The organism is Rhizobium sp. BK602, assembly GCF_014195095.1.
Classification (GTDB): Bacteria; Pseudomonadota; Alphaproteobacteria; order Rhizobiales; family Rhizobiaceae; genus Rhizobium.
In genome coordinates, this window is the sequence record NZ_JACIBC010000009.1 from 40580 (window position 1) to 60758 (window position 20179).

The following is a 20179-nucleotide window of genomic DNA, read 5'->3' on the forward strand; positions in this document are numbered from 1 at the left end:
TGTATCGTCCCTGCATTTGTTAACAAATTGTTAATGTAGGGGGGCGCGTGAAGTCAATCATTACTTAAGTGTTAACGGCGGAACTCGCCTATATGGTTAATTTCAGCACAATCAAGGGGATAGTTGCCACAATTTCATGCTGCCTGTGATTACGGAAGAACAAGCAAATCCGGCCCGGCGAAGGGAAGCTTCGCCGGTTTTATCTTTCCATAGGATTTTGTTTTTACTGGATATTATGCAGCGCCAGCGTTTCCGCGGCGGTGAGCATGCGCTCGATATCCTGCGGACGGGACAGGCGGTGGTCGCCGTCGCGCACAAGTGTTAACACGACATCGTCGGCCGGCAAATGTTCGACCAGCTTTAACGAATGGGAGAAGGGCACATCCTCGTCCTGCATGCCCTGCAGGATGTGGACCGGGCAGCCGGTCTCGATGATGCCGGTCAGGACGCGATTGGCGCGGCCGTCCTCGATGAGCGCGCGGGTGAAGATGTTGGGCTCGGAACTATACTCCGAGGGCTCCTCGAAATAGCCGCGCTCGGCCAGCGACCGCCGCTCGCTGTCCGAAAGGTTCGGCTCGATAAGGTCGAGGGTGAAGTCCGGGGCGGGAGCGATCAGCACCATGCCCTGGACGACGGGCGCCTTCTTCTGTTTGCGCAGTTCCTGGATGAGCCGGAGCGCGATCCAGCCGCCCATGGAGGAGCCGACGAGCACGATGCGCTTCGGTTTGGCATGGTCGATGACGGCGAGCGCTTCTTCCAGCCAGCGCGAGATCGTGCCGTCGGTGAACTTGCCGCCCGACTGCCCATGGCCGGAATAATCGAAGCGGATGCAGCCGAGGCCCAGCCGCTCGGCGAGCGCGTCGATTTCCAGCGCCTTGGTGCCGCCCATGTCGGAGCGATAGCCGGAGAGCCAGACGAAGGTGGTGCCCTTGGCTCCCTTGGTGGCGGCGCGTTGCTGAACGGCGATTTGCCGCTGATCGTTGCCGGCGCCGACGGTCAGGAAGGTCGGTTCAAGGCTGGCTCGTGCTTCGGACATCAAGAAACTCCCGTCTTTTCGGGCTCTATAAAGCAGATTCGCGCCGGCGTGACTCCAAAAATCCTGCCGATTTTTGAGGGCGCGTGTCCGCTATCCTGAAATGTTACTGTGTCCTTTGAGCATCTTGCGGATGCCGGGCACAGTATTGGCGCGCGGGAGGTGCTTTTTTCCTGGCGGCATGCTATTGACTTCAACACAGCTTTTACGACATTTCCGTCAGTTGCGCCGACGGGAGCGAGAGGCTGCAGCAATCCGAAACAATTCGTGGAGAATACGACCATTCGCAGACCCTTTAAAACCGATGCGCCCGTAAAGGACGGGCCACGTTCCAACAGGGAAATCCGCATTCCCAAAGTCCAGCTTATCGCGGCTGACGGCGCGAATATGGGCATCGTAGCGACGGACCAGGCGTTGAGAATGGCAGAGGAGGCCGGTCTCGATCTGGTAGAGATTTCCCCCAATGCTGAACCGCCTGTGTGCAAGATCCTCGATCTGGGCAAGCTGAAATACGCCAACCAGAAGAAGGCCGCCGAGGCGCGCAAGAAGCAGAAGATCGTCGAAGTCAAAGAAATCAAGATGCGCCCGAACATCGACACCCATGACTATGAGGTGAAGATGAAGGCGATCGGCCGTTTCTTCGAGGAAGGCGACAAGGTGAAGGTGACCTTGAAGTTCCGCGGCCGCGAAATGGCCCACCAGGAACTCGGCATGAAGCTTCTCCAGCAGGTCAAGGAAGACACGCTTGAGATCGCCAAGGTCGAAGCCGAGCCCAAGCTCGAAGGCCGCCAGATGATGATGGTGCTTGCGCCCAAGTAAGGCGCGTGCATGGTTTCAGAGGTCGGAGCCGTCCCCTTGGACGGCTTTTTCCTTTTGTGCCGCAGGGTCCCTATTGGTCATCGATGCCTGTCATCGATCCGTAAAGAATCCCGCGTCAGGCCCGTTGCACTTATGGGCAAGTGCGGTTATAAGCGCGCGTCCGAACTGACCGGCAGGGCATGCCGTGGCAGTTCAGAATGCTGGCGGGACGGTTCGTCACCGTATCCGCCGATCAACAACAAACGCTCCGGCACCTTGTTGCAGCCCGGCCTGGCCGGATCTGTGGGAAGGGCTTTTCAGAAAAGCGCGCCAGGAAGCATCGAAGGAGTAGCAAAATGCCCAAGATGAAGACGAAGTCCTCTGCCAAGAAGCGGTTCAAGATCACCGCGACCGGCAAGGTCAAGGCCGCCGCTGCTGGCAAGCGCCACGGCATGATCAAGCGTAGCAACAAGTTCATTCGCGATGCTCGCGGCACCATGGTTCTCGCAGAACCGGATGGCCGTAAGGTTATCAAGAACTACTTGCCGAACGGTCTCTAAGACTATTCGTAACGCTATAGACTAAGGAGATCATGACATGGCACGCGTAAAAAGAGGCGTTACCGCCCACGCCAAGCACAAGAAGGTTCTGAAGCAGGCCAAGGGTTTCTACGGCCGCCGTAAGAACACCATCCGGACCGCCAAGGCCGCCGTCGACCGTTCCAAGCAGTACGCTTATCGCGACCGCAAGGTGAACAAGCGCAACTTCCGCGCTCTGTGGATCCAGCGTATCAACGCTGCCGTCCGCGAATTCGGCCTCACCTACGGCCGCTTCATCGATGGCCTGAACAAGGCTGGCATCGAAGTCGACCGCAAGGTTCTCTCCGACATGGCAATCCATGAGCCGGAAGCTTTCGGCGCGCTCGTCGTTGCCTCGAAGAAGGCTCTGGAATACCTCAAGGATGCCGGCACGAAGAACGAGTTCGAAGCCGTCGTCAGCTAAGACCGCTTCGCACGCAATTCGTGTATTCATTGCAAAACCCGCGCTGGCAAAACCGGCGCGGGTTTTGTATTTTTCGCAGTGCATCTTTTCATCGAATCACACTGCTCCGTCGGGCGTGAGGTCACCGGCAGGCAGCCAGCGCATTGAGCGACGATCCATGGATCTATCTTCCATACCCGATCTGGGAGCCGAAGACGTCGAAACCCTTCTGGCCGTCCTGGTTGCAGGCCAGAAACGTGTTCAGCGCGTGCCGTTGTCGCGGCGGGCGGTATGGATCAAGCGCCATGGCGACAAGGAGCTGCCTCTATGGCGCTTGTTGCAATCGGCTCTTGCGCGCCTTGTGCCGCTGACCATCCTCCGTCCGTCGATCTATCTCTCGCCCGCGCGCATGATCGAGCGCGAGGTTCGACGCATCCACCTGTTCGCGGAAAGGGAGTTCGCCGTGCCCGAGGTTCTCTATGCCTCGAAGGCCGCGATGGTTCTCTCCGACGTCGGGATCACGGTGCAGCACCGTCTCGGTGAACTGAAGCGCGACGATCCTGCCGGCCACGACGATCTGCTGGTGGCCTGCGCAGCGGAACTTGGCCGGCTGCATGCCGCGGGTCTCTGCCATGGCCGGCCCTATCCGCGCGACATGTTCTTTGCCGGCGGGCGGCTGGGCTTCATGGATTTCGAGGAGGATCCGCAAACGGTGATGCCGCTTGCCGGCGCCCAGGCCCGCGATATCTGGCTGCTGTTTCTGCAGATTGCCACCGGCGCCCATCTCGGGGGCGAGACGCATGATCGGGCCTATGCGGCGTGGTCGAAGCGTGCTCCGCCGGAGGCAATCGCCGAACTTCGGCGCATGACCTGCTTTCTTGGCGGCTTTTTGTCATTTGCCCGGTTGATTGGCCGCGTGCACATGGGTAGTGATCTGCAGCGCTTCATCGTTGCGACAAGCTATCTGATGCATGCGTTCATCAATTATTCCGCGGAATGAGCGGCGTTCCAAGCCCGCCGCCCGCAAGGCAGGACCAGATGACGGAACTCGTAACACTTGAAACCCAACTCATGGCCGACGTGGCGGCTGCGACCGACGAGCAGTCGATCGAGGCTGTCCGGGTCGCCGCGCTCGGCAAGAAGGGCTCGGTTTCGGAACTGCTGAAGACGCTGGGCTCGATGTCGCCGGAAGAACGGCAGACGCGTGGTGCTGCGATCAACGCACTGAAGAACTCCGTCACCGACGCCATCAACGCCCGCAAGGGCGCGCTGAAGGATGCCGCCATCGAGGCGAAGCTGAAGGCCGAGACGGTCGATGTCAGCTTGCCGGTGCGCTCGTCGCCGGCCGAGCGCGGCCGGATACATCCGATCAGCCAGATCGTCGACGAGATCACCGCGATCTTCGGCGACATGGGCTTCTCGATCGCAGAAGGTCCTGACGTCGAGACCGACTATTATAACTTCACGGCGCTGAACTTCCCCGAGGGACATCCGGCGCGCGAGATGCACGACACCTTCTTCTTCCAGCCGGATGAAAAGGGTGAGCGCAAGGTGCTGCGTACGCACACCTCGCCGGTGCAGGTGCGCACCATGGAAGCGCAAAAGCCGCCGATCCGCATCATCATCCCCGGCAAGACCTACCGCCAGGATTCGGACGCCACGCATTCGCCGATGTTCCATCAGGTGGAAGGCCTGGTGATCGACAAGACGGCCAATGTCGCCAATATCCGCTGGGTGCTGGAAGAGTTCTGCAAGACCTTCTTCGAGGTCGACAATGTAACGATGCGCTTCCGCCCGTCCTTCTTCCCCTTCACCGAGCCGTCCTTCGAGGTCGATATCCAGTGCGACCGCTCCGGCCCGATCGTCAAGTTCGGCGAAGGCACCGACTGGATGGAAATCCTCGGCTGCGGCATGGTGCATCCGAACGTGCTGCGCTATGGCGGCCTCGATCCGGACGAATATCAGGGCTTCGCCTGGGGCATGGGCCTCGACCGCATCGCCATGCTGAAATACGGCATGCCCGACCTGCGCGACTTCTTCAACGCCGACGTCCGCTGGATGAACCACTACGGCTTCCGCCCGCTCGACATGCCGACTTTGTTCGGTGGCCTGAGCGCGTAAGGAAGGGATAAACACATGAAATTCACACTCTCCTGGCTGAAAGAGCATCTGGATACCGACGCCACGCTCGATGAGATCTGCGCCCGCCTGACCATGATCGGGCTGGAGGTCGAAGACGTCGACGACAAGGCGGCATTCAAGCCCTTCGTCATCGCCAAGGTTCTCTCGGCCGAAAAGCATCCGCAGGCCGATCGCCTGAAGGTGCTGATGGTCGACAATGGTTCCGGCAAGCCGGTGCAGGTGGTCTGCGGCGCGCCGAATGCGCGTGCCGGCCTCGTCGGCGCCTTTGCCGCCCCCGGCACCTATGTTCCCGGCATCGACGTGACGCTTGCCGTCGGCAACATCCGCGGCGTCGAAAGCCACGGCATGATGTGCTCGGAAAAGGAACTGGAAATCTCCGATAGCCACGACGGCATCATCGACCTTCCGGAAGATGCGCCGGTCGGCACCAGCTTTGCCGCCTATGCCGGCCTCGACGATCCGATCATCGAGATCAACCTGACGCCGAACCGTCCGGATTGCACCGGTGTCTACGGCATCGCCCGCGATCTCGCCGCCTCCGGTCTCGGCACGCTGAAGCCACGCACCACGCCGTCCTTCGCCGTCGAAGGCGAAACGACGACCGGGCTCACGATCGATCTGGATGACACGCGCCTTTGCCCGGGCTTCGCGCTGCGTCTGGTGCGCGGCGTCAAGAACGGCCCGAGCCCGAAATGGATGCAGCAGCGGCTGCAGGCGATCGGCCTGCGTCCGATCAACGCGCTGGTCGACATCACCAACTACATGACCTTCGATCAGGGCCGGCCGATGCACGTCTTCGACGCCGCCAAGGTCAAGGGCAATCTGGTCGTGCGCCGCGCCAAGGACGGCGAGACCGTGCTGGCGCTGGACGAGCGCGAATACAAGCTGAACCCGAGCAATGTCGTCATTTCCGATGACAATGGCGTCGAGTCGATCGGCGGCATCATGGGCGGCGAGCATTCCGGCTGCGACGAGAACACCGTCGACGTGCTGATCGAATCGGCGCTCTGGGACCCGATGAACATCGCCAAGAGCGGCCGTGGCCTCGGCATCATCACCGATGCCCGCTATCGTTTCGAGCGCGGCGTCGACCCCGAATATATGGTTCCGGGTCTGGAGCGCACGACCGAGCTGGTGCTGGAACTTTGCGGCGGCATCGCCGCCAAGGCCAAGGTCGAGGGTTACAAGGGCTATGAGGCCAAGGTCGTCGATTTCCCCTTCTCCGAAGTCAAGCGCCTGACCGGCCTTGAGGTCTCGGTCGAGGAGAGCAAGTCGATCCTGACGAAGCTCGGCTTCTCGGTTGCCGGTTCCGGCGAGCGCGTTTCCGTCTCCGTGCCGTCCTGGCGCCCGGATGTCGACGGCAAGGCCGATCTCGTCGAGGAGATCATGCGCATCCACGGCGTCGACAACATCAAGCCGCAGCCGCTGGCGAGCCACGCCGCCGTCAACGGCAAGATCCTGACGACATTGCAGATCCGCACCCGTGCCGCCAAGCGCGCGCTCGCCTCGCGCGGCATGCTGGAGGCCGTCACCTGGTCCTTCATCTCGGAAGATCAGGCCAAGCTTTTCGGCGGCGGTTCCAACGCGCTGAAGCTCGCCAATCCGATCGCCGCCGACATGTCCGACATGCGTCCCTCGCTGCTGCCGGGCCTGCTGTCGGCCGCGCAACGCAATGCCGACAAGGGCTATGGCGACGTCGCGATCTTCGAAGTCTCCGGCACCTATGAGAACGACACGCCCGCGGGCCAGCGCCGCGTCGCCGGCGGTATCCGTCGCGGCACGGCGACGCTTTCCGGCGCCGGCCGCATGTGGTCGAACGCCGCCAAGGGCGGCGGCAAGCCGGTCGACGTCTTCGACGCCAAGGCCGATGCGCTAGCGGTGCTCGAAGCCTGCGGCCTGCCGATGGGCAATATCCAGATCGAGCAGGGCGGCCCAGCCTGGTATCATCCCGGCCGCTCCGGCACCATCAAGATGGGCCCGAAGGTCATTCTCGGCTATTTCGGTGAATTCCACCCGAAGACGCTGGAAGCCCTCGATGTCTCCGGCGCGCTGGCCGGCTTCGAAGTCTATGTCGACGCCATGCCCGAGCCGAAGAAGAAGGCGACCCGCACCAAGCCGGCGCTGGAGCTTTCTCCCTTCCAGGCCGTCAAGCGCGATTTCGCCTTCGTGGTCGACAAGTCGGTGGAAGCCGGCGCCATCATCCGCGCCGCCACCGGCGCCGACCGCAAGCTGATTACCGGCGTCAACGTCTTCGACATCTTCGAGGGCGCATCGCTCGGCGAGGATAAGAAGTCGGTCGCCATCGAAGTGCAGATCCAGCCGGCCGAGCGCACGCTCACCGACGAGGATTTCGAGGCATTGACCCAGAAGATCGTCGCCAATGTCACGAAGACGACGGGTGGGGTGTTGAGAGGGTAATGGGGTCTTCCTTCTCCCCTCGGGGAGAAGGTGAAAGACCTACCGGTGCAGATGATAGACCTTGTTCACCACACTCCAGCGCCCGTCGATCTTCAGCAGCGATAGATAGTCCGAAAACCGCATGCCGGCGAATTCGTCGACGACCTTGACGCTTGCGGCATCGCCTTCGATGTCGATCAGTTCGATCTCCATCAGCGGTATCGTACCGGGCGGGGCGCTGCCTTCCTCGACGATCGCGGCGATGAATTCGTCGCGGGTCATCCATTCGACCGCGCCCTGATAATTGCCGATGATCTCGGCGCGCGGGTGGAAGGCCTTGCGCAACGCCGGCTCATTCGCGAATGCCATGCCATCGACATAGAGATGAACAACCGCGCGGATTGCCTGCTCTTCCGACATCTCGTCATTCCTCGTTTGAGTGAGGCATAAGATAGCATGGGCGGCTGCAGCTGGCAAAAAAGCGGCGGCGCAATCGCGATGATTTGAGCGCTCTATTCTATCGTTTTGCGCAATTCCGGACGGAAAGCGGCTCACGCACTTTTCCTGGGATTGCTCTATTCCACGAAAACGCTGACGCTCGCGGCGCGGCCGGAGGCGTCGATGACGGTCAGCGTCGAATAGCCGGCGCCGTCGGGAACCCATTGGTTGGTGCGGCGACGGGAAAGGTCCGGCAGCGGCTTGCCGTTGGCGAGCCAGCGGAACGGCGCGCGGCCGCCCTGCAGCTTGAGCGCCAGCGGCATGATCGGGCTGGCGCCGCTGTTGGCGCCGAGATCAACGCGCGCACCCTCGGGCGGATAGACGATCTGCGGCGCCGGCTCGCGGGCCGAGGCCGACAGCAGGCCGGCGGCCGTTAGCGAGAAGCGCCGTTGGCTGACCGGCAGTTCGCTCGCGGCGATGCGCGTCGCCCCCATCGGCGCCGACGGGAAGGGGGCGATGGCGACCCCCGACTTGGAAAAGCCCTCGAACAGGATCGGTGCCGCCGAGACATAGCCGGCGAGCCCCGGCACCGCGCCATTGTCCGGCCGTCCGACCCAGACGCCGAGCACATGCGCGCCGTCATAGCCGATCGACCAGGCGTCGCGGTTGCCGTAGCTGGTGCCGGTCTTGTAGGCGATGCCGAGCTTGCGGCTGCCGGCCGGCGCGACGACGCCCGAGAGAATGTCCGTGATGTTCCAGGCCGCCACCGGCTCCATCAGCGACTGGCCTTCGATCTGCCCCGGCTGGTCCAGAATGCCATCGCCGATGCGGACCGGCTTGCCGCGGTTGGCAAGTCCCGCATAGAGCTGCACCAGGTCTTTAAGACTGATGCCGACGCCGCCGAGGCCGATGGCGAGACCAGGCGCCTCGTTGGGCGGCAGCACCGGCTTCACCTCGGCGCGGCGGAAGCGCACCAAGAGCCGCGTCGGCCCGACCGCGCTGAGCAGGCGCACGGCGGGCACGTTGAGCGACAGCTGCAGCGCCTCGCGCACGCTGACATCGCCCTGGTAGCTCATGTCGAAATTGCGCGGACGATAGCCGTAGAAATCGGCGGGGCGGTCCTCGATGATGGTTTCCTGGGCGACGTATCCCTCCTCGAAGGCGAGGCCGTAGATGAAGGGTTTCAGCGTCGAGCCGGGCGAGCGCAGCACACGGGTCATGTCGACCCAGCCGGCGCGGCTGGAATCGAAATAATTGGCCGAGCCGACCTCGCCGACGATCTCGCCGGTCAGGACGTCGGCCATGACCATGGCAACCGACACCTTTGGCCCCAGCCGCCGGGCGGCCTCGTCGGCCACTGCTTCCAGATTTTGTTGGATCGAGCGGCGCAGCGTCGTGCGGTGCTGGACGATGTCGGGCTGCTTGCGCTTCGCAGCTTCGGCGAGATGCGCCGCAGAGGCGGGCAATTGCCGCCTAACCGCCGGGATCGGAACCAGCGCCGCCCGCTCCGCCTCGCCGTCGCCGACGATATCGGCAACCGCGGCCCGGTCGAGCACGCGCTTGCGGGCGGCTTCGGCGCTCGCCAGATTGCGGTCCGGGCGCCGCTTTTCCGGCAGTTGCGGCAGTGCCACAAGCAAAGCCGCCTGCGCCACGCTCAGACGCCGCGGCTCCTTGCCGAAATAGGCGAGGCTTGCGGCGCGGACGCCCTCCAGATTGCCGCCATAGGGCGCATGCGTCAGGTAGAGGTCGAGGATCTGCTCCTTGCTGAGTCGCCGCTCGATCTGGATGGCGCGGGCGATCTGCCGCAGCTTGGCCGTGAGCGAGCGCTCGCTGCGTGGCTCGATCAGCCGGGCCACCTGCATCGATAGGGTCGAGCCGCCGGAGACGATGCGGCCATGGCTGACAAATTGCAGCAAGGCGCGGCCGAAGGCCATCGGATCGACGCCGTGATGGTCGTAGAAGCGCCGGTCCTCATAGGCGACCAGCATGCGCAGGAATTGCGGATCGACATCGCCGACGCCGGTCTTCAGCCGCCAGCGCCCTTCCGGCGTCGCGAAGGCGCGCAGCAGCTCGCCATCGGCGTCCAGCACCTCGGACGAGACGATGCCGGCTCTGTCCAGCGGCGGCGGGAAGGCGCGGTCGGCAGCCACGAGGCCAAGGAGGACCGCAGCCGCCGAAAGGGCGGCTCCGCCAAGACCGATCGCAATCTTCCACCGTGCCTTCATGGCCTCTTCTTACTGCTGGGCTGCCAGCACTTCCATGCGGCCCATCGCCGTGCGGGCCGAGAATTGCGGCCGATACATGTCCTCGACACTCGCGGCCGGATGATCGTAGGTGCCGGGGGTGACGGCGCGCACGACATAGGCGAAGGTCAGGTCGCGGTCGCCGCCGGTCTGGTCGAAGGCGGCAACGAAGCGGTCGTTGCGGAATTCGACATGGGCCGGCTCGACGTCGCTGAGCCAGTCGAAGCTGCCCAGCTGCGCGCTGTTGACGATGCTCGGATTGTCGATCTCGAAGCCGGCGGGCAGGAGATCGGTGACGAGGATGCGCTGCGGCCAGTCATTGGTCTCGGTGACGTGCAGGACGACCACATAGCGCTCGTTCTGCTGCGCCTGGCTGACGTTCGCCTCCTCGCCGTCGAGCGTGTAGTATTTGCGCTCGATGGTGAAGCCGTTGCCGCCGGCCGGCAGTGGCGCCGCCGGGGCCGCGACCGTCGTGACGGCGGCGGCGAGCGGCTGGCGGGTGGTGTTGGTGACCGTCAGCGGATGGCCGATCAGGGCATCGCCCGTCATCTGCGCCATATAGGTGCCGGTATGGGCCGCACCATTCACATCGACCGTCAGGCCGTCGTCGCCGGTCTGCAGCGCGCGGGCGGCCAGCAGCATCCAGGTCTGTTCCTGGGTGCTGGTGTAGCTCTTGGTCTGCCATTCCTTGCCGACCACGGTCGCCAGTTCCGGAATGATCGGCGGCACGGGGCGGCTTTCGGCGGCAAGCGCCAGCACGGCCGCGCCATCGCGCAGCGACGAGCCGTAATCCGAACGGGTGAAGCTGACCTTCGTCACCGCCGCCTTCTCCGACATCTGCAAGGCGTCGACGAAGATGTTGCGCGAGCGCTGGGCATCGCCATAGAGCGCCAGCGCCGCCGCCAAATGTGCCTTGGAGAGCGGTGTCGGGAAGTCGTTCAGCAGCGTATCGGCATAGTAGCGCAGGTCGCTGATCGAGGCCCTCTTGTTGCGGGCGAGCACGTAAAGGGCATAGGCGATCTCGTTGCCGTTGTCCTTGACATTGGTATTGGCGCTCAGCGCGTTCTGCAGATTGTCCAGCGCCTGCGCCATCGCCTGGTCCGGCACGGCATATTGCTCTTCGCGCGCCCGCGTCAGGAAGTCGGTGACATAGGCGTCGAGCCAGAGGTCGCCGGAGCCCGGTCCCCAGAGGCCGAAGCTGCCGGTGGAGGACTGGTAGGACATTTCGCGATAGATCGCGTCCTGGATGCGCTGACGGATTTCCGTGTCGTCGGCCAGTCCGTTCTTCTTGGCCAGCTCGCTGAAATAGAGCAGCGGCATGGCGCTGCTGGCGGTCTGCTCGGCGCAGCCATAGGGATAGCGGCTGAGGCTCATCAGCAGCGCCGGCACGTCGAAGGCGCTGGAGCGGCTGACATTGACGCTGACCGAAGCGCCGGGCAGCACGCTGTCGGCGAGAAGCGCCGCGTTGACCGTCAGGCTCTTGCCGGGCGCAAGCGTTACGAGCCGCCGCGTCGTCAACGGCAGCTGCGCCGGGCGAACGGGCAGCTCCACGGTCTGGTCGAGCGACAGTCCGGAGCCGCCGGACAGGTTGATCGAGACCGTACCCGCCCCCGGCTGCCCACCCGTCAACGGCAGGGTGATATTGTATTTACCGCCGGGTTGCAGGTTGATCGTCTGTTGCGCGGCGCTGGCATCGACGGTGACGGCGGCGTTGCCGGTGACCGCCAGTCTGTAGTCTCCGGCCGGCGCATCGGTATTGGCGATGTCGAGCCGCAGATTGGCCTTGTCCCCCGGTGCGAGGAACCTCGGCAGGCTGGCGGTAACGACGACCGGATCGCGGATGATGACGTCCTGTGTCGCATGCCCGACCCCGGTCTTCGACCATGCCACCGCCATCAGCCGTGCCGTGCCGTTGAACTGCGGAATGTCGAAGCTGACATTGGCCTTGCCTTCGCCGTCGAGCTTGACCGGGCCGGAGAAGAAGGCGACCAGCTTTTCGGTCGGAGGGCTCGCCTGCAGCGCTGCTTGCCCGCCGTCGCCGCCGGTGCGCAGCTTACCGGTGTCGCCGAGCGAACCGTCGATCAGCCGGCCGTAGAGGTCGCGGATTTCAAGGCCGAGCTGCCGCTGACCGTAATACCAGTCGTCGGGAGCCGGCGGCTGGTAGCGCGTCAGGTTGAGAATGCCGACATCGACAGCGGCGACCGTCACATAGGCATCCTCGTTGGCGCCGGCGCCGGAGACCTGCAGACCGATGGTCAGCGGCTGGCGCGGCAGGGTCTTCTGGGGCGCGTCGAGCTTCACCTGCAGCTTGCGTTCGCCGGGATCGACCGGCGCCCATTTGATGCCGATGGCCCGCATCGGCATGCGGCTTTCCTGGGCTTCGCCGGGACGGAAGAGGGTCGCGGTCACATAGGTGCCGGCACCCCATTCGGCGGTGACGGGGATATCGACCTCGCCGCCGGTGGCGCCGATTTCGGCCGTTGTCATCGAGATCAGCGTCTCGGCGCCGGCCGTCACCATCAACTGGCCGGCATAGCGCGAGGTGACCCTGAGCTTCGCCGTGTCGCCGATATGGTAGCTGTCCTTGTCCAGCGCGATTTCGAGTGCATCCGGAGTCTCCGTCGAGGTCGAGGCGACATACCAGCCGGCATTGAACTCCACGCTGGATTCCGGACCGTCGGTGTCGGCCGTGCTCACCTCCAGCCGATAGCGGCCCCAGGTGACCGGCGCCGAGATGTCCACGCCGTCCGCAGTAGCGTCGACCGTGCCGATCGCGACCTGCTTGGTCGATATGACCGGCTCGTATTTCCAGCTGTTGCCGGAGCGATACCATTGATAGTCGCGCTCGACGCTGAGCAGCTTCCAGGTCAGGCCCCGCATGGCTTGCTTGCGGCCGTCCTGGCCGACGGCGATCACATGGAACTTGCCGATGGAATTCTCGGCGAGATCGCCGTCGAATTCCGGCTTGATGCCGATGCGCGGCCCATCCGCCTTGACCGGCAGCGTCAGCGAGCGCTCGACGGCGCGGCCGCCGGCCTCCTGCATGCGCACGGTGATATTGGCGTTGAGCAATTGTGTCGTCGAGGGCGTGTCGGCGATGGTGACGTCGAAGGTGGTTTTGCCGTCCTCGTCCAGCGCCTGCAGGTCCTCGAGCGCAACCTGCGTGCTTTCGGCCTTGTTGTCGCTGCTATCGTCATCGCTGTCGTCGCTGGCATTCTGCCCGGCGCCTTCGTCGGCGAGGCCGAACTGATAGCCCTTGTAATCGTCGCTCTGGCGCGTCGGCTTCAGCGTCACTTCGCCTTCGAGGCTCAGGCCGGCGGCGGGAGCGCCGTAAAGATAGCGGCCCTCGATGCTGACCGGCGTCGGCTTGCCGACTTCGATCGCCTTGGCCTCGCTCTTCATGTCGAACTCGATGCGATCCGGCACGAAGTCGTCGACGAGGAAGGTCTGCGAACCGATGGAGGCACCCTTCGGATCGGTGTAGATGTTCATCGTCCAGGTGCCGCGAATCGCCGTCTGCTGCAGCGCCAGGTCGACATTGTAGCCGCCGAGCTTTTCGCCGGCGACGATGACGCGGCGGTCCTCCACGCCGTCGGGGCGCAGGAAGACGAAGGTGAGCGGCAGGTTCTCCACCGCCACGGAGCTGACGTCACGGGCAAGGGCGGAAGCATGCACGGTCTCGCCGGCGCGGTAGATGCCGCGTTCGGTCCAGGCCAAGAGGTCGATTGCGCCGGGCGCGACCCGGCCGGCGACGCCGCGGTCGGAGAGATCGAAGCCGGCGCGGGTCATATCGAGGAAGACGTAATCCTGATCGCCGTTCTGGGCGGTGATGACGGCCGGCGTCATGCCCGCCGTTCCGCGCATCAGCCCGGCGCTGAAGGTGGCGCGGCCATTCGCATCGGTCTTGGCGGTGCCGAGGATCTCGTTGTTCTTGGCCAGCAATTGCAGCGCGACGCCGGCAATCGGCTTGGCGCTGCCGAGCGAGCGGGCAAAGACGTTCAGCCCGTCCGTGCCGGCATAGGTGGTGATGCCGATGTCGGAGACCACGAACCATTGCGTGGCCTGCGTGTCCCATTCCTCGCCGCCGCCATTTGCCGCGACCGCCGTCAGGACATAGACGCCGGGCTTGCGCTGCGGCAGCGCCTCGTCGACGGGGAAGCTGGTGACGACGTCCTTGTTCAGGTCCTGCTTGATCTCGATCGAGCCCTGCCAGACCAGTTCGCCGCTGGTATCCTGGATGCTCTGGGCGCTGTAGCCGCTCATCTGCGTCAGGAATTGCGAATTGGCGAGAAGCTGGGCGATGTTGCGGTCGCCGATGCGATAGAGCTTCAGATTGGCGCTGTTGGTGTTGACCGAGACGATCGGTATGCCGCGCCGGGCGGTCGAGGGCAGCACGAAATTGTCGCCGGTGAAGCGGATCGAGGCCGAGCGGTCACGGACATAGACGTCGATATTGACCTGCGTGGCCAGGTTCTCGTCGACGGAGGAGGGCAGGCCGGCGCGCAGCGCAACGCGGTAGTGCTGGCCGAATTCCAGGCCCTCGACGCAGATCTGGTTGTCCTTGGCGTCGACGCCCTTGGGGGCGGCGCCGTTGACCGTGACGAAAGGCGTGTAGTCGACCCCGCTCTTCACCAGCTTTTCGGAGAATTGCACGCAGGCGCGCGGCGAGGCATTGTCATTGTCGAGCGTATTGCCGGTGACGCGGAAGCCCTGGCGGGCACGCAGATCGTCATAGGCGGCCTGGACGGCGGCGGAGCTGGTCAGCGCAAGACTGGCCTTGTAGGCGCTGAGCGCCTGGCGATAGGTCTGGGCGTTCTGCAGCGACGTGGCGAGAACGGCGAGCGCATCGGCGCGGCTGCGCGTCGTGCGCGAAAGCTGGTAGCCGTTGAGCGCGGCATAGGCGGCCTGCGTTGCGAGCGAGGTGTCGTTCGTCACCGTATCGGCGGCGCGTGCCATCTCCACCCAGAGATCGCCATTGTCGGGATTGAGCGACAGCGCGCCCTGGAAGGCGTTCAGGGCATTGTTGACATTGCCGGAGGTCAGCTCGATGCGGCCGAGCGCGATCAGGCTTTCGACGCCCTGGCCCTTCAGCTCGTTGCTGAGCGTCAGCCTGTCCTTGGCGTCGCGGGCGGCTTGCGTGAAGTCGTCGGAGAGGAAGGGAAGTGCTGGAGCCGCGCCGATATCGGGCTCGTTGGCAGCGGCTTCGACGATCTTGCCGGCGATGGCGCCGGGAAAGCTGTTGAGCTGGTTGAAGTCGGTCTTCAGGAAGCACCATTTCACCTTGGGATTATAGGTGAAGGCCTTGCACGACTTGTCGCCGATACAGGATGCCGAGCATTGGTCGAGCGTGACGTTCTGCTCGGTGCGCAGGTCGAAGCCGAAATAGTCGCCATCCGGGGTGGTGACCACCTGGCGCTTGGTCTCGGCGCCGCTTGCGGGCAGCAGAATGGAGAACGTGGAAAGCAGAAGAGCGGAAAATCCGAGAAACGCGCGCTTAGACATAAGTCCCCCCAACGCTGTCCGTTTTTGATTGGCCGCACTCTTCAAATTTCGGGCTGGTTTGTCAACCAAGCGTGGAGAAATGAATGCGCGGTTTGCGACTATGACGCTATATCTGGCGCAGGAAACGACACGGACAAGATGTAGCGGATGCGCGGTGACAGATTCTATCCGAGGCTTTGCTCTCCTGGTCATCTACGCAACGAAAAAGGGCACCGGCCGGAAAGCCGATGCCCTGTTGCACTGGATGCGCAACGGCGATCCTAGATATTTGTCATTGCCAGCGAGGCCTCGGTGTAGCGCTTGCCGGCCACTTGTTCGAGCGGGATGATGTCGCTCAGTTCGGCAAGCTCGCCGGCGGAAAGAACGATATCGGCGGCGGCGGCGTTCTGCTCGAGATGATGCAGCTTGCGGGCGCCGGGGATCGGCACGATGTCGTCGCCCTGATGCAGCACCCAGGCCAGGGCCAGCTGCGCGGCCGTCACGCCCTTGTCGCCGGCAAGCGCTTCAAGCCGGGAGACGAGAGCGGCATTGGCATCGAAATTCTGGTCCTGGAAGCGCGGCAGGCTGCGGCGGAAATCGTCGGCCGCAAGTTCGTCCGGCTTGCGGATTGCTCCGGTGAGGAAGCCGCGGCCGAGCGGGCTATAGGGCACGAAGCCGATGCCGAGCTCGCGGCAGACAGCCAACACCTCCTCTTCCGGATCGCGGCTCCACAGCGAATATTCACTCTGCAGCGCGGCGATCGGATGCACCGCATGGGCGCGGCGGATGGTTGCCGCGCCCGCTTCCGACAGGCCGAGCGCGCGAACCTTGCCCTCCTTCACCAGCTCCGCCATGGCGCCGACCGTATCCTCGATCGGCACGTTCGGATCGACGCGGTGCTGGTAGAAGAGGTCGATGACATCGGTGCCGAGCCGCTTCAGCGAGGCTTCGGCCACCTGCTTGACATGTTCCGGCCGGCTGTCGACGCCGCTTATGGCGGCCGGCCCGGACTTCGTGAGGTCAAGTTTGAAGCCGAATTTGGTGGCGATGACGACGCGGTCGCGCACCGGCTTCAGCGCCTTGCCGACCAGCTCCTCATTGGTGAAGGGGCCGTAGACCTCGGCCGTGTCGAAAAAATTGACGCCGAGCTCGACGGCGCGGTGCAGCGTCTTGACTGCTTCCTGTTCATCGGAGGCGCCATAGGCGAAGCTCATGCCCATGCAGCCGAGGCCGACGGCGGAAACGGTGAGATCCTTGCCAAGCTTGCGGGTTTTCATTGTCGTAGTCCTCTTGGGCTGTGTTGCGATCGGATGCGGCCGGGCTGGCCGTCCGCGCTGACAAGGAGAAGATAGAGGGCCCGATAATGAACAAAAACCCATGCAAATTCTAACAGGCTGTTCTATAATTTAGATCAATGAATCGGACCCAGCTCTCTCAATTGGCGGTTTTCGCCGCCGTCGCCGCCCATCGCAGCTTCCGCGCCGCCGGCAAGGAACTGTCGATCGCGCCGTCCGCCGTCAGTCATGCCGTTTCGAGCCTGGAGGACAGTCTCGGCGTGCGGCTGCTTGCCCGCACCACCCGCAGCGTCCTGCCGACAGAGGAGGGCAGGACGCTGTTGCAACGGCTGGCGCCGGCGCTGGAGGAAATCGATATCGCGCTGGAGGATACGCTGGCCACCCGTGGGCGCCCGGCGGGCAATCTGCGCATCACCGCGCCGCGCTTCGCCTCCGACCTGTTGATGGCGCCGCGGCTCGGCGATTTCCTCAATGCCTATCCGGACATCACGCTGGAGATTGCCAACGAGGACGGCTTCAACGACATCGTCGGGGAAGGCTTCGATGCCGGCATCCGGCTGGAGGAAAGCGTGGAGGCGGATATGATCGCGGTGAAGATGTCGCCCGATATCCGTACCGTCATCGCCGGCTCCCCGGCCTATTTCGAGACGAACCCCAAGCCGCTGCATCCGCGCGATCTCGTGCATCACCGCTGCATCAAGCGGCGCTTTGCCGACGGGTCGGTCTATCGCTGGGAATTCGAGAAGGATGGCCGCGAGATGATCGTCGCCGTCGATGGTCCGCTGATTGTCGGCGAGGACCGGCTTGCGGTCCTGGCAGCGCTCAATGGCGCCGGCCTCTCCTATTTCTTCGACATTCGGGTGGCGGAGGAACTGGCCGAAGGCCGGCTCATCCGCGTATTGGAGGATTGGTGTCCGCCCTATTCCGGCTTCTGCATCTATTATCCAAGCCGGCGCCAGATGCGCCCGGCGCTTCGGGCCTTCATCGATTTCTTCAAATATGCCGGGCCTTAGCCCGGCTCCGCAATGCCGGACCGGCAACCGCCTTGCGACTGCCCCTGAAGGTGTTTTTGCGAGCTACTGACAGAAATCGGGTGGCGGGCATGCGATCAATCGTCCGAACTGGCTGGGTAGACCGAGGAAGGGACCGCAATGACGAGAAAACCCGGCTCGATGAAGGGGCTCGAGGAACTCGGCCGCGTCAGACTGTCGAAGAATTTCTTCTTCCGCGATTTCCTGCATTCGGAGATCGCCGATTTCTACCGCATTCCCAATATTCCGGAAGACCCCGACCTGGCGATCGAGAGCGGCCGCCGGATGTGCGAGGAGCTGCTGGAGCCGCTGGAGGCGACGTTTGGCCGGCTACATATCCGTTCCGGCTATCGTTCGCCTGCGGTCAACGCCTTCGGCAACAGGAACGGGTTGAACTGCTCGACCAACGCCCATACCGCCGCGCATCATATCTGGGACATGCGCGATCTGGACGGCTGCATGGGCGCTGCCGTCTGCGTCGTCGTGCCCTGGCTGATCGACCATTGCCGCGAGGAGGGTGATTGGCAAAAACTCGCCTGGTGGATCCACGACCACCTGCCCTATGCCTCGCTCTGCTTCTTCCCGAAATTATGGGCCTTCAACATCCAGTGGCACGAACGGCCGATGCGGACCATCCAGAGCTATGCCGGCCCGCGCGGCATGCTGACCAAGAAGGGCATGGCGAACTGGGAGGGCGATCATGCCGCTCTCTATGAAGGGCTGCCAAAGCTCAGAACTTGATGCGATAGCGGATAAGGCCATCACTCGTGATGTAGCTGTCATAGAGCTTGCGGGCGGTGGCGTTGTTTTCCTCGGTATGCCAATACAGCCGCGCCCAGCCGTTCTTTTTGCAGAGGGCAACGAGATCGTCGAGCAATGCCCGACCGACACCCTGGCCGCGCGCGCCTTCATCGACGAACAGGTCTTCCAGATAGCATTCCGGCTCTCTGAGCCATGTACTCTCATGCGTCAGGCAAAGCGCGAAGCCCTTGACCTCGCCATCGACCTCGGCAACGCGCATGAACATGGCCGACGCCGGATCGAAGATCCGGCGCCATGTCATGTCGGTGATATCGGGCGCGACGTCGGCCCTGTAGAAGGCGAGATAGCCGGCCCAGAGCTTGCGCCAGCGGGCTTCGTCTTCGGGCTTGGCGTCGCGCACGACCACGCTCATCAGTTCGTCCTTGTCTCTTCGTCAGCCCATCTATTCGCCGGCTTTGTCGAGCAGGGCCATGGCCTCGTCGGAAAGCTTGAGCTTCGCCGAATTGATCAGCGCGTCAAGCTGGCTAAGGCTGGTGGCGCTGGCGATCGGGGCGGTGACACCGCGCTTGCGCAACAGCCAGGCCAGCGCGATCTCGGCCAGCTTCGAACCGGTTTCGGCGGAAACCTTGTCGAGGGCCGCGAGAATGCGCAGGCCCTTGTCGTCGAGATAGGTGGCCACGCGGTTTTCGCGCGCCCGGCCTTCGGTGTCGGCCTTGCTGCGGTACTTGCCGGTGAGGAAGCCGGCGGCGAGGCTGAAATAGGTGATGACGCCGATATCTTCCCTGACGCAGAGATCCGCCAGCGGGCCTTCGAAACTGTCGCGGGCATAAAGATTATATTCCGGCTGCAGCACGTCGTAGCGCGGCAGGCCCGCCTTGGCGGCGGCGTCGAGCGAGGCCTGCAATTGCGTCGCGTCGAGGTTGGAGCAGCCGACATGGCGGATCTTGCCCTGTTCCTTCAGCTTGGCATAGGCGGCAAGCGATTCCTCATGCGGCGTGTCCGGATCCGGCCAGTGCGAGAGGTAGAGGTCGATATAGTCGGTCTGCAGCCGCTTCAGCGAGGCGTCGACCGCCTGCAGGATATAGTTCGCCTTCAGGCCCTTCTTGTCCGGCCCCATGTCCGAGCCGACCTTGGTGATGATGATGGCCTTGTCGCGGGCGACGCGGCCCTGCTTCAGCCATTTGCCGATGATCTCCTCGGAATCGCCGCCCTTGTTGCCGGGAACCCAGCTTGAATAGACGTCGGCGGTGTCGATGGTGTTGAAGCCGGCGTTGAAGAAGGCGTCGAGCAATGCGTAGGAGGTTTTCTCGTCGGCCGTCCAGCCGAAGACATTGCCGCCGAAGACGATCGGGGCGACGAAAAGATCGGTGTGTCCAAGCTTGCGCGTTTCCATATGGGCTCTCCAAATCAGTTGAGCAAAAGACCGGCACGGAACAGGCCGGAGAGGGTGGGGACGAACAAAGCTATCGTCCTACCAATGGAAATGCCACTGGAGGCGGATAATTTTAGGTCGGATCGACCTAAAATTTGAATCCGCTCTAGAATCAAAAGAGAGAGCATGATGTCGGCCGAAAACCG

15 protein-coding genes are annotated in these 20179 nt (G+C 63.5%); 8 read left to right on the top strand and 7 right to left on the bottom strand.

Annotation, left to right across the window (positions count from 1 at the left end; translation table 11 throughout):
* Positions 1–223: 223 nt before the first annotated feature.
* Positions 224–1036, bottom strand: coding sequence for an alpha/beta hydrolase (locus FHX11_RS25050; RefSeq protein WP_184362506.1), 813 nt, complete (start codon positions 1034–1036; stop codon positions 224–226).
* Between the two features lie 279 nt (positions 1037–1315).
* Here FHX11_RS25050 and infC point away from each other — a divergent pair, with 279 nt between their 5' ends.
* The 6 genes from infC to pheT all read left to right on the top strand — a co-directional run bounded on the left by infC (position 1316) and on the right by pheT (position 7372).
* Positions 1316–1852 carry a translation initiation factor IF-3 gene (gene infC, locus FHX11_RS25055; RefSeq protein ID WP_184363066.1) on the top strand — a complete coding sequence of 179 codons (537 nt, stop codon included), beginning with the start codon at positions 1316–1318 and terminating at the stop codon, positions 1850–1852.
* 335 nt (positions 1853–2187) lie between these two features.
* The gene (gene rpmI / locus FHX11_RS25060; RefSeq protein WP_003544621.1) at positions 2188–2391 is read left to right on the top strand and encodes a 50S ribosomal protein L35; all 204 of its coding nucleotides are present in this window, start codon (positions 2188–2190) and stop codon (positions 2389–2391) included.
* A gap of 37 nt (positions 2392–2428) precedes the next feature.
* Entirely contained in the window at positions 2429–2833 is a 405-nt protein-coding gene (gene rplT / locus FHX11_RS25065) for a 50S ribosomal protein L20 (RefSeq protein ID WP_107106685.1), read from the top strand.
* Positions 2793–3812, top strand: coding sequence for a serine/threonine protein phosphatase (locus tag FHX11_RS25070; RefSeq protein ID WP_246781139.1), 1020 nt, complete (start codon positions 2793–2795; stop codon positions 3810–3812). Before rplT ends, FHX11_RS25070 begins: the two co-directional genes overlap by 41 nt.
* A gap of 38 nt (positions 3813–3850) precedes the next feature.
* On the top strand, positions 3851–4933 hold the full coding sequence (gene pheS / locus FHX11_RS25075; RefSeq protein WP_184362508.1) for a phenylalanine--tRNA ligase subunit alpha: 1083 nt from the start codon (positions 3851–3853) through the stop codon (positions 4931–4933).
* Between the two features lie 15 nt (positions 4934–4948).
* Positions 4949–7372, top strand: a complete 2424-nt coding sequence (gene pheT / locus FHX11_RS25080) for a phenylalanine--tRNA ligase subunit beta (protein WP_184362511.1) — start codon at positions 4949–4951, stop codon at positions 7370–7372.
* Positions 7373–7411: 39 nt separating this feature from the next.
* On the opposite strand, the gene FHX11_RS25085 is transcribed toward pheT, so the two are convergent.
* The 4 genes from FHX11_RS25085 to FHX11_RS25100 all read right to left on the bottom strand — a co-directional run bounded on the left by FHX11_RS25085 (position 7412) and on the right by FHX11_RS25100 (position 16790).
* A complete protein-coding gene (locus tag FHX11_RS25085) occupies positions 7412–7771 on the bottom strand; it encodes a nuclear transport factor 2 family protein (RefSeq protein WP_184362513.1) in 360 nt (119 codons plus the stop codon).
* Between the two features lie 155 nt (positions 7772–7926).
* Positions 7927–10014 carry a penicillin-binding protein 1C gene (gene pbpC, locus FHX11_RS25090; protein ID WP_184362515.1) on the bottom strand — a complete coding sequence of 696 codons (2088 nt, stop codon included), beginning with the start codon at positions 10012–10014 and terminating at the stop codon, positions 7927–7929.
* A 9-nt stretch (positions 10015–10023) separates the two neighbouring features.
* Positions 10024–15534 carry an alpha-2-macroglobulin family protein gene (locus FHX11_RS25095; RefSeq protein ID WP_184362517.1) on the bottom strand — a complete coding sequence of 1837 codons (5511 nt, stop codon included), beginning with the start codon at positions 15532–15534 and terminating at the stop codon, positions 10024–10026.
* Between the two features lie 260 nt (positions 15535–15794).
* A complete protein-coding gene (locus FHX11_RS25100; protein ID WP_184362519.1) occupies positions 15795–16790 on the bottom strand; it encodes an aldo/keto reductase in 996 nt (331 codons plus the stop codon).
* Between the two features lie 137 nt (positions 16791–16927).
* Between FHX11_RS25100 and FHX11_RS25105 the strand changes: the two genes are divergently transcribed.
* Both FHX11_RS25105 and FHX11_RS25110 read left to right on the top strand, forming a co-directional pair.
* Positions 16928–17821: a LysR family transcriptional regulator gene (locus FHX11_RS25105; RefSeq protein WP_184362521.1), complete on the top strand. Its 894-nt coding sequence runs from the start codon at positions 16928–16930 to the stop codon at positions 17819–17821.
* Between the two features lie 138 nt (positions 17822–17959).
* Positions 17960–18580 carry a hypothetical protein gene (locus FHX11_RS25110; protein ID WP_184362523.1) on the top strand — a complete coding sequence of 207 codons (621 nt, stop codon included), beginning with the start codon at positions 17960–17962 and terminating at the stop codon, positions 18578–18580.
* Here FHX11_RS25110 and FHX11_RS25115 read toward each other — a convergent pair.
* Positions 18570–19013, bottom strand: a complete 444-nt coding sequence (locus FHX11_RS25115) for a GNAT family N-acetyltransferase (RefSeq protein WP_184362526.1) — start codon at positions 19011–19013, stop codon at positions 18570–18572. The two genes, FHX11_RS25110 and FHX11_RS25115, sit on opposite strands and share 11 nt — an antisense overlap.
* Positions 19014–19043: 30 nt before the next feature.
* Positions 19044–19994 carry an aldo/keto reductase gene (locus FHX11_RS25120; RefSeq protein ID WP_184362529.1) on the bottom strand — a complete coding sequence of 317 codons (951 nt, stop codon included), beginning with the start codon at positions 19992–19994 and terminating at the stop codon, positions 19044–19046.
* Between the last annotated feature and the right edge of the window lie 185 nt (positions 19995–20179).

Coding starts and splice junctions, on each gene's coding strand:
- FHX11_RS25050 (WP_184362506.1), bottom strand. CDS start 1,036: ATGTCCGAAGCACGAGCCAGCCTTGAACCGACCTTCCTGACCGTCGGC.
- rpmI (WP_003544621.1), top strand. CDS start 2,188: ATGCCCAAGATGAAGACGAAGTCCTCTGCCAAGAAGCGGTTCAAGATC.
- rplT (WP_107106685.1), top strand. CDS start 2,429: ATGGCACGCGTAAAAAGAGGCGTTACCGCCCACGCCAAGCACAAGAAG.
- FHX11_RS25070 (WP_246781139.1), top strand. CDS start 2,793: ATGCCGGCACGAAGAACGAGTTCGAAGCCGTCGTCAGCTAAGACCGCT.
- pheS (WP_184362508.1), top strand. CDS start 3,851: ATGACGGAACTCGTAACACTTGAAACCCAACTCATGGCCGACGTGGCG.
- pheT (WP_184362511.1), top strand. CDS start 4,949: ATGAAATTCACACTCTCCTGGCTGAAAGAGCATCTGGATACCGACGCC.
- FHX11_RS25085 (WP_184362513.1), bottom strand. CDS start 7,771: ATGTCGGAAGAGCAGGCAATCCGCGCGGTTGTTCATCTCTATGTCGAT.
- pbpC (WP_184362515.1), bottom strand. CDS start 10,014: ATGAAGGCACGGTGGAAGATTGCGATCGGTCTTGGCGGAGCCGCCCTT.
- FHX11_RS25095 (WP_184362517.1), bottom strand. CDS start 15,534: ATGTCTAAGCGCGCGTTTCTCGGATTTTCCGCTCTTCTGCTTTCCACG.
- FHX11_RS25100 (WP_184362519.1), bottom strand. CDS start 16,790: ATGAAAACCCGCAAGCTTGGCAAGGATCTCACCGTTTCCGCCGTCGGC.
- FHX11_RS25105 (WP_184362521.1), top strand. CDS start 16,928: ATGAATCGGACCCAGCTCTCTCAATTGGCGGTTTTCGCCGCCGTCGCC.
- FHX11_RS25110 (WP_184362523.1), top strand. CDS start 17,960: ATGACGAGAAAACCCGGCTCGATGAAGGGGCTCGAGGAACTCGGCCGC.
- FHX11_RS25115 (WP_184362526.1), bottom strand. CDS start 19,013: ATGAGCGTGGTCGTGCGCGACGCCAAGCCCGAAGACGAAGCCCGCTGG.
- FHX11_RS25120 (WP_184362529.1), bottom strand. CDS start 19,994: ATGGAAACGCGCAAGCTTGGACACACCGATCTTTTCGTCGCCCCGATC.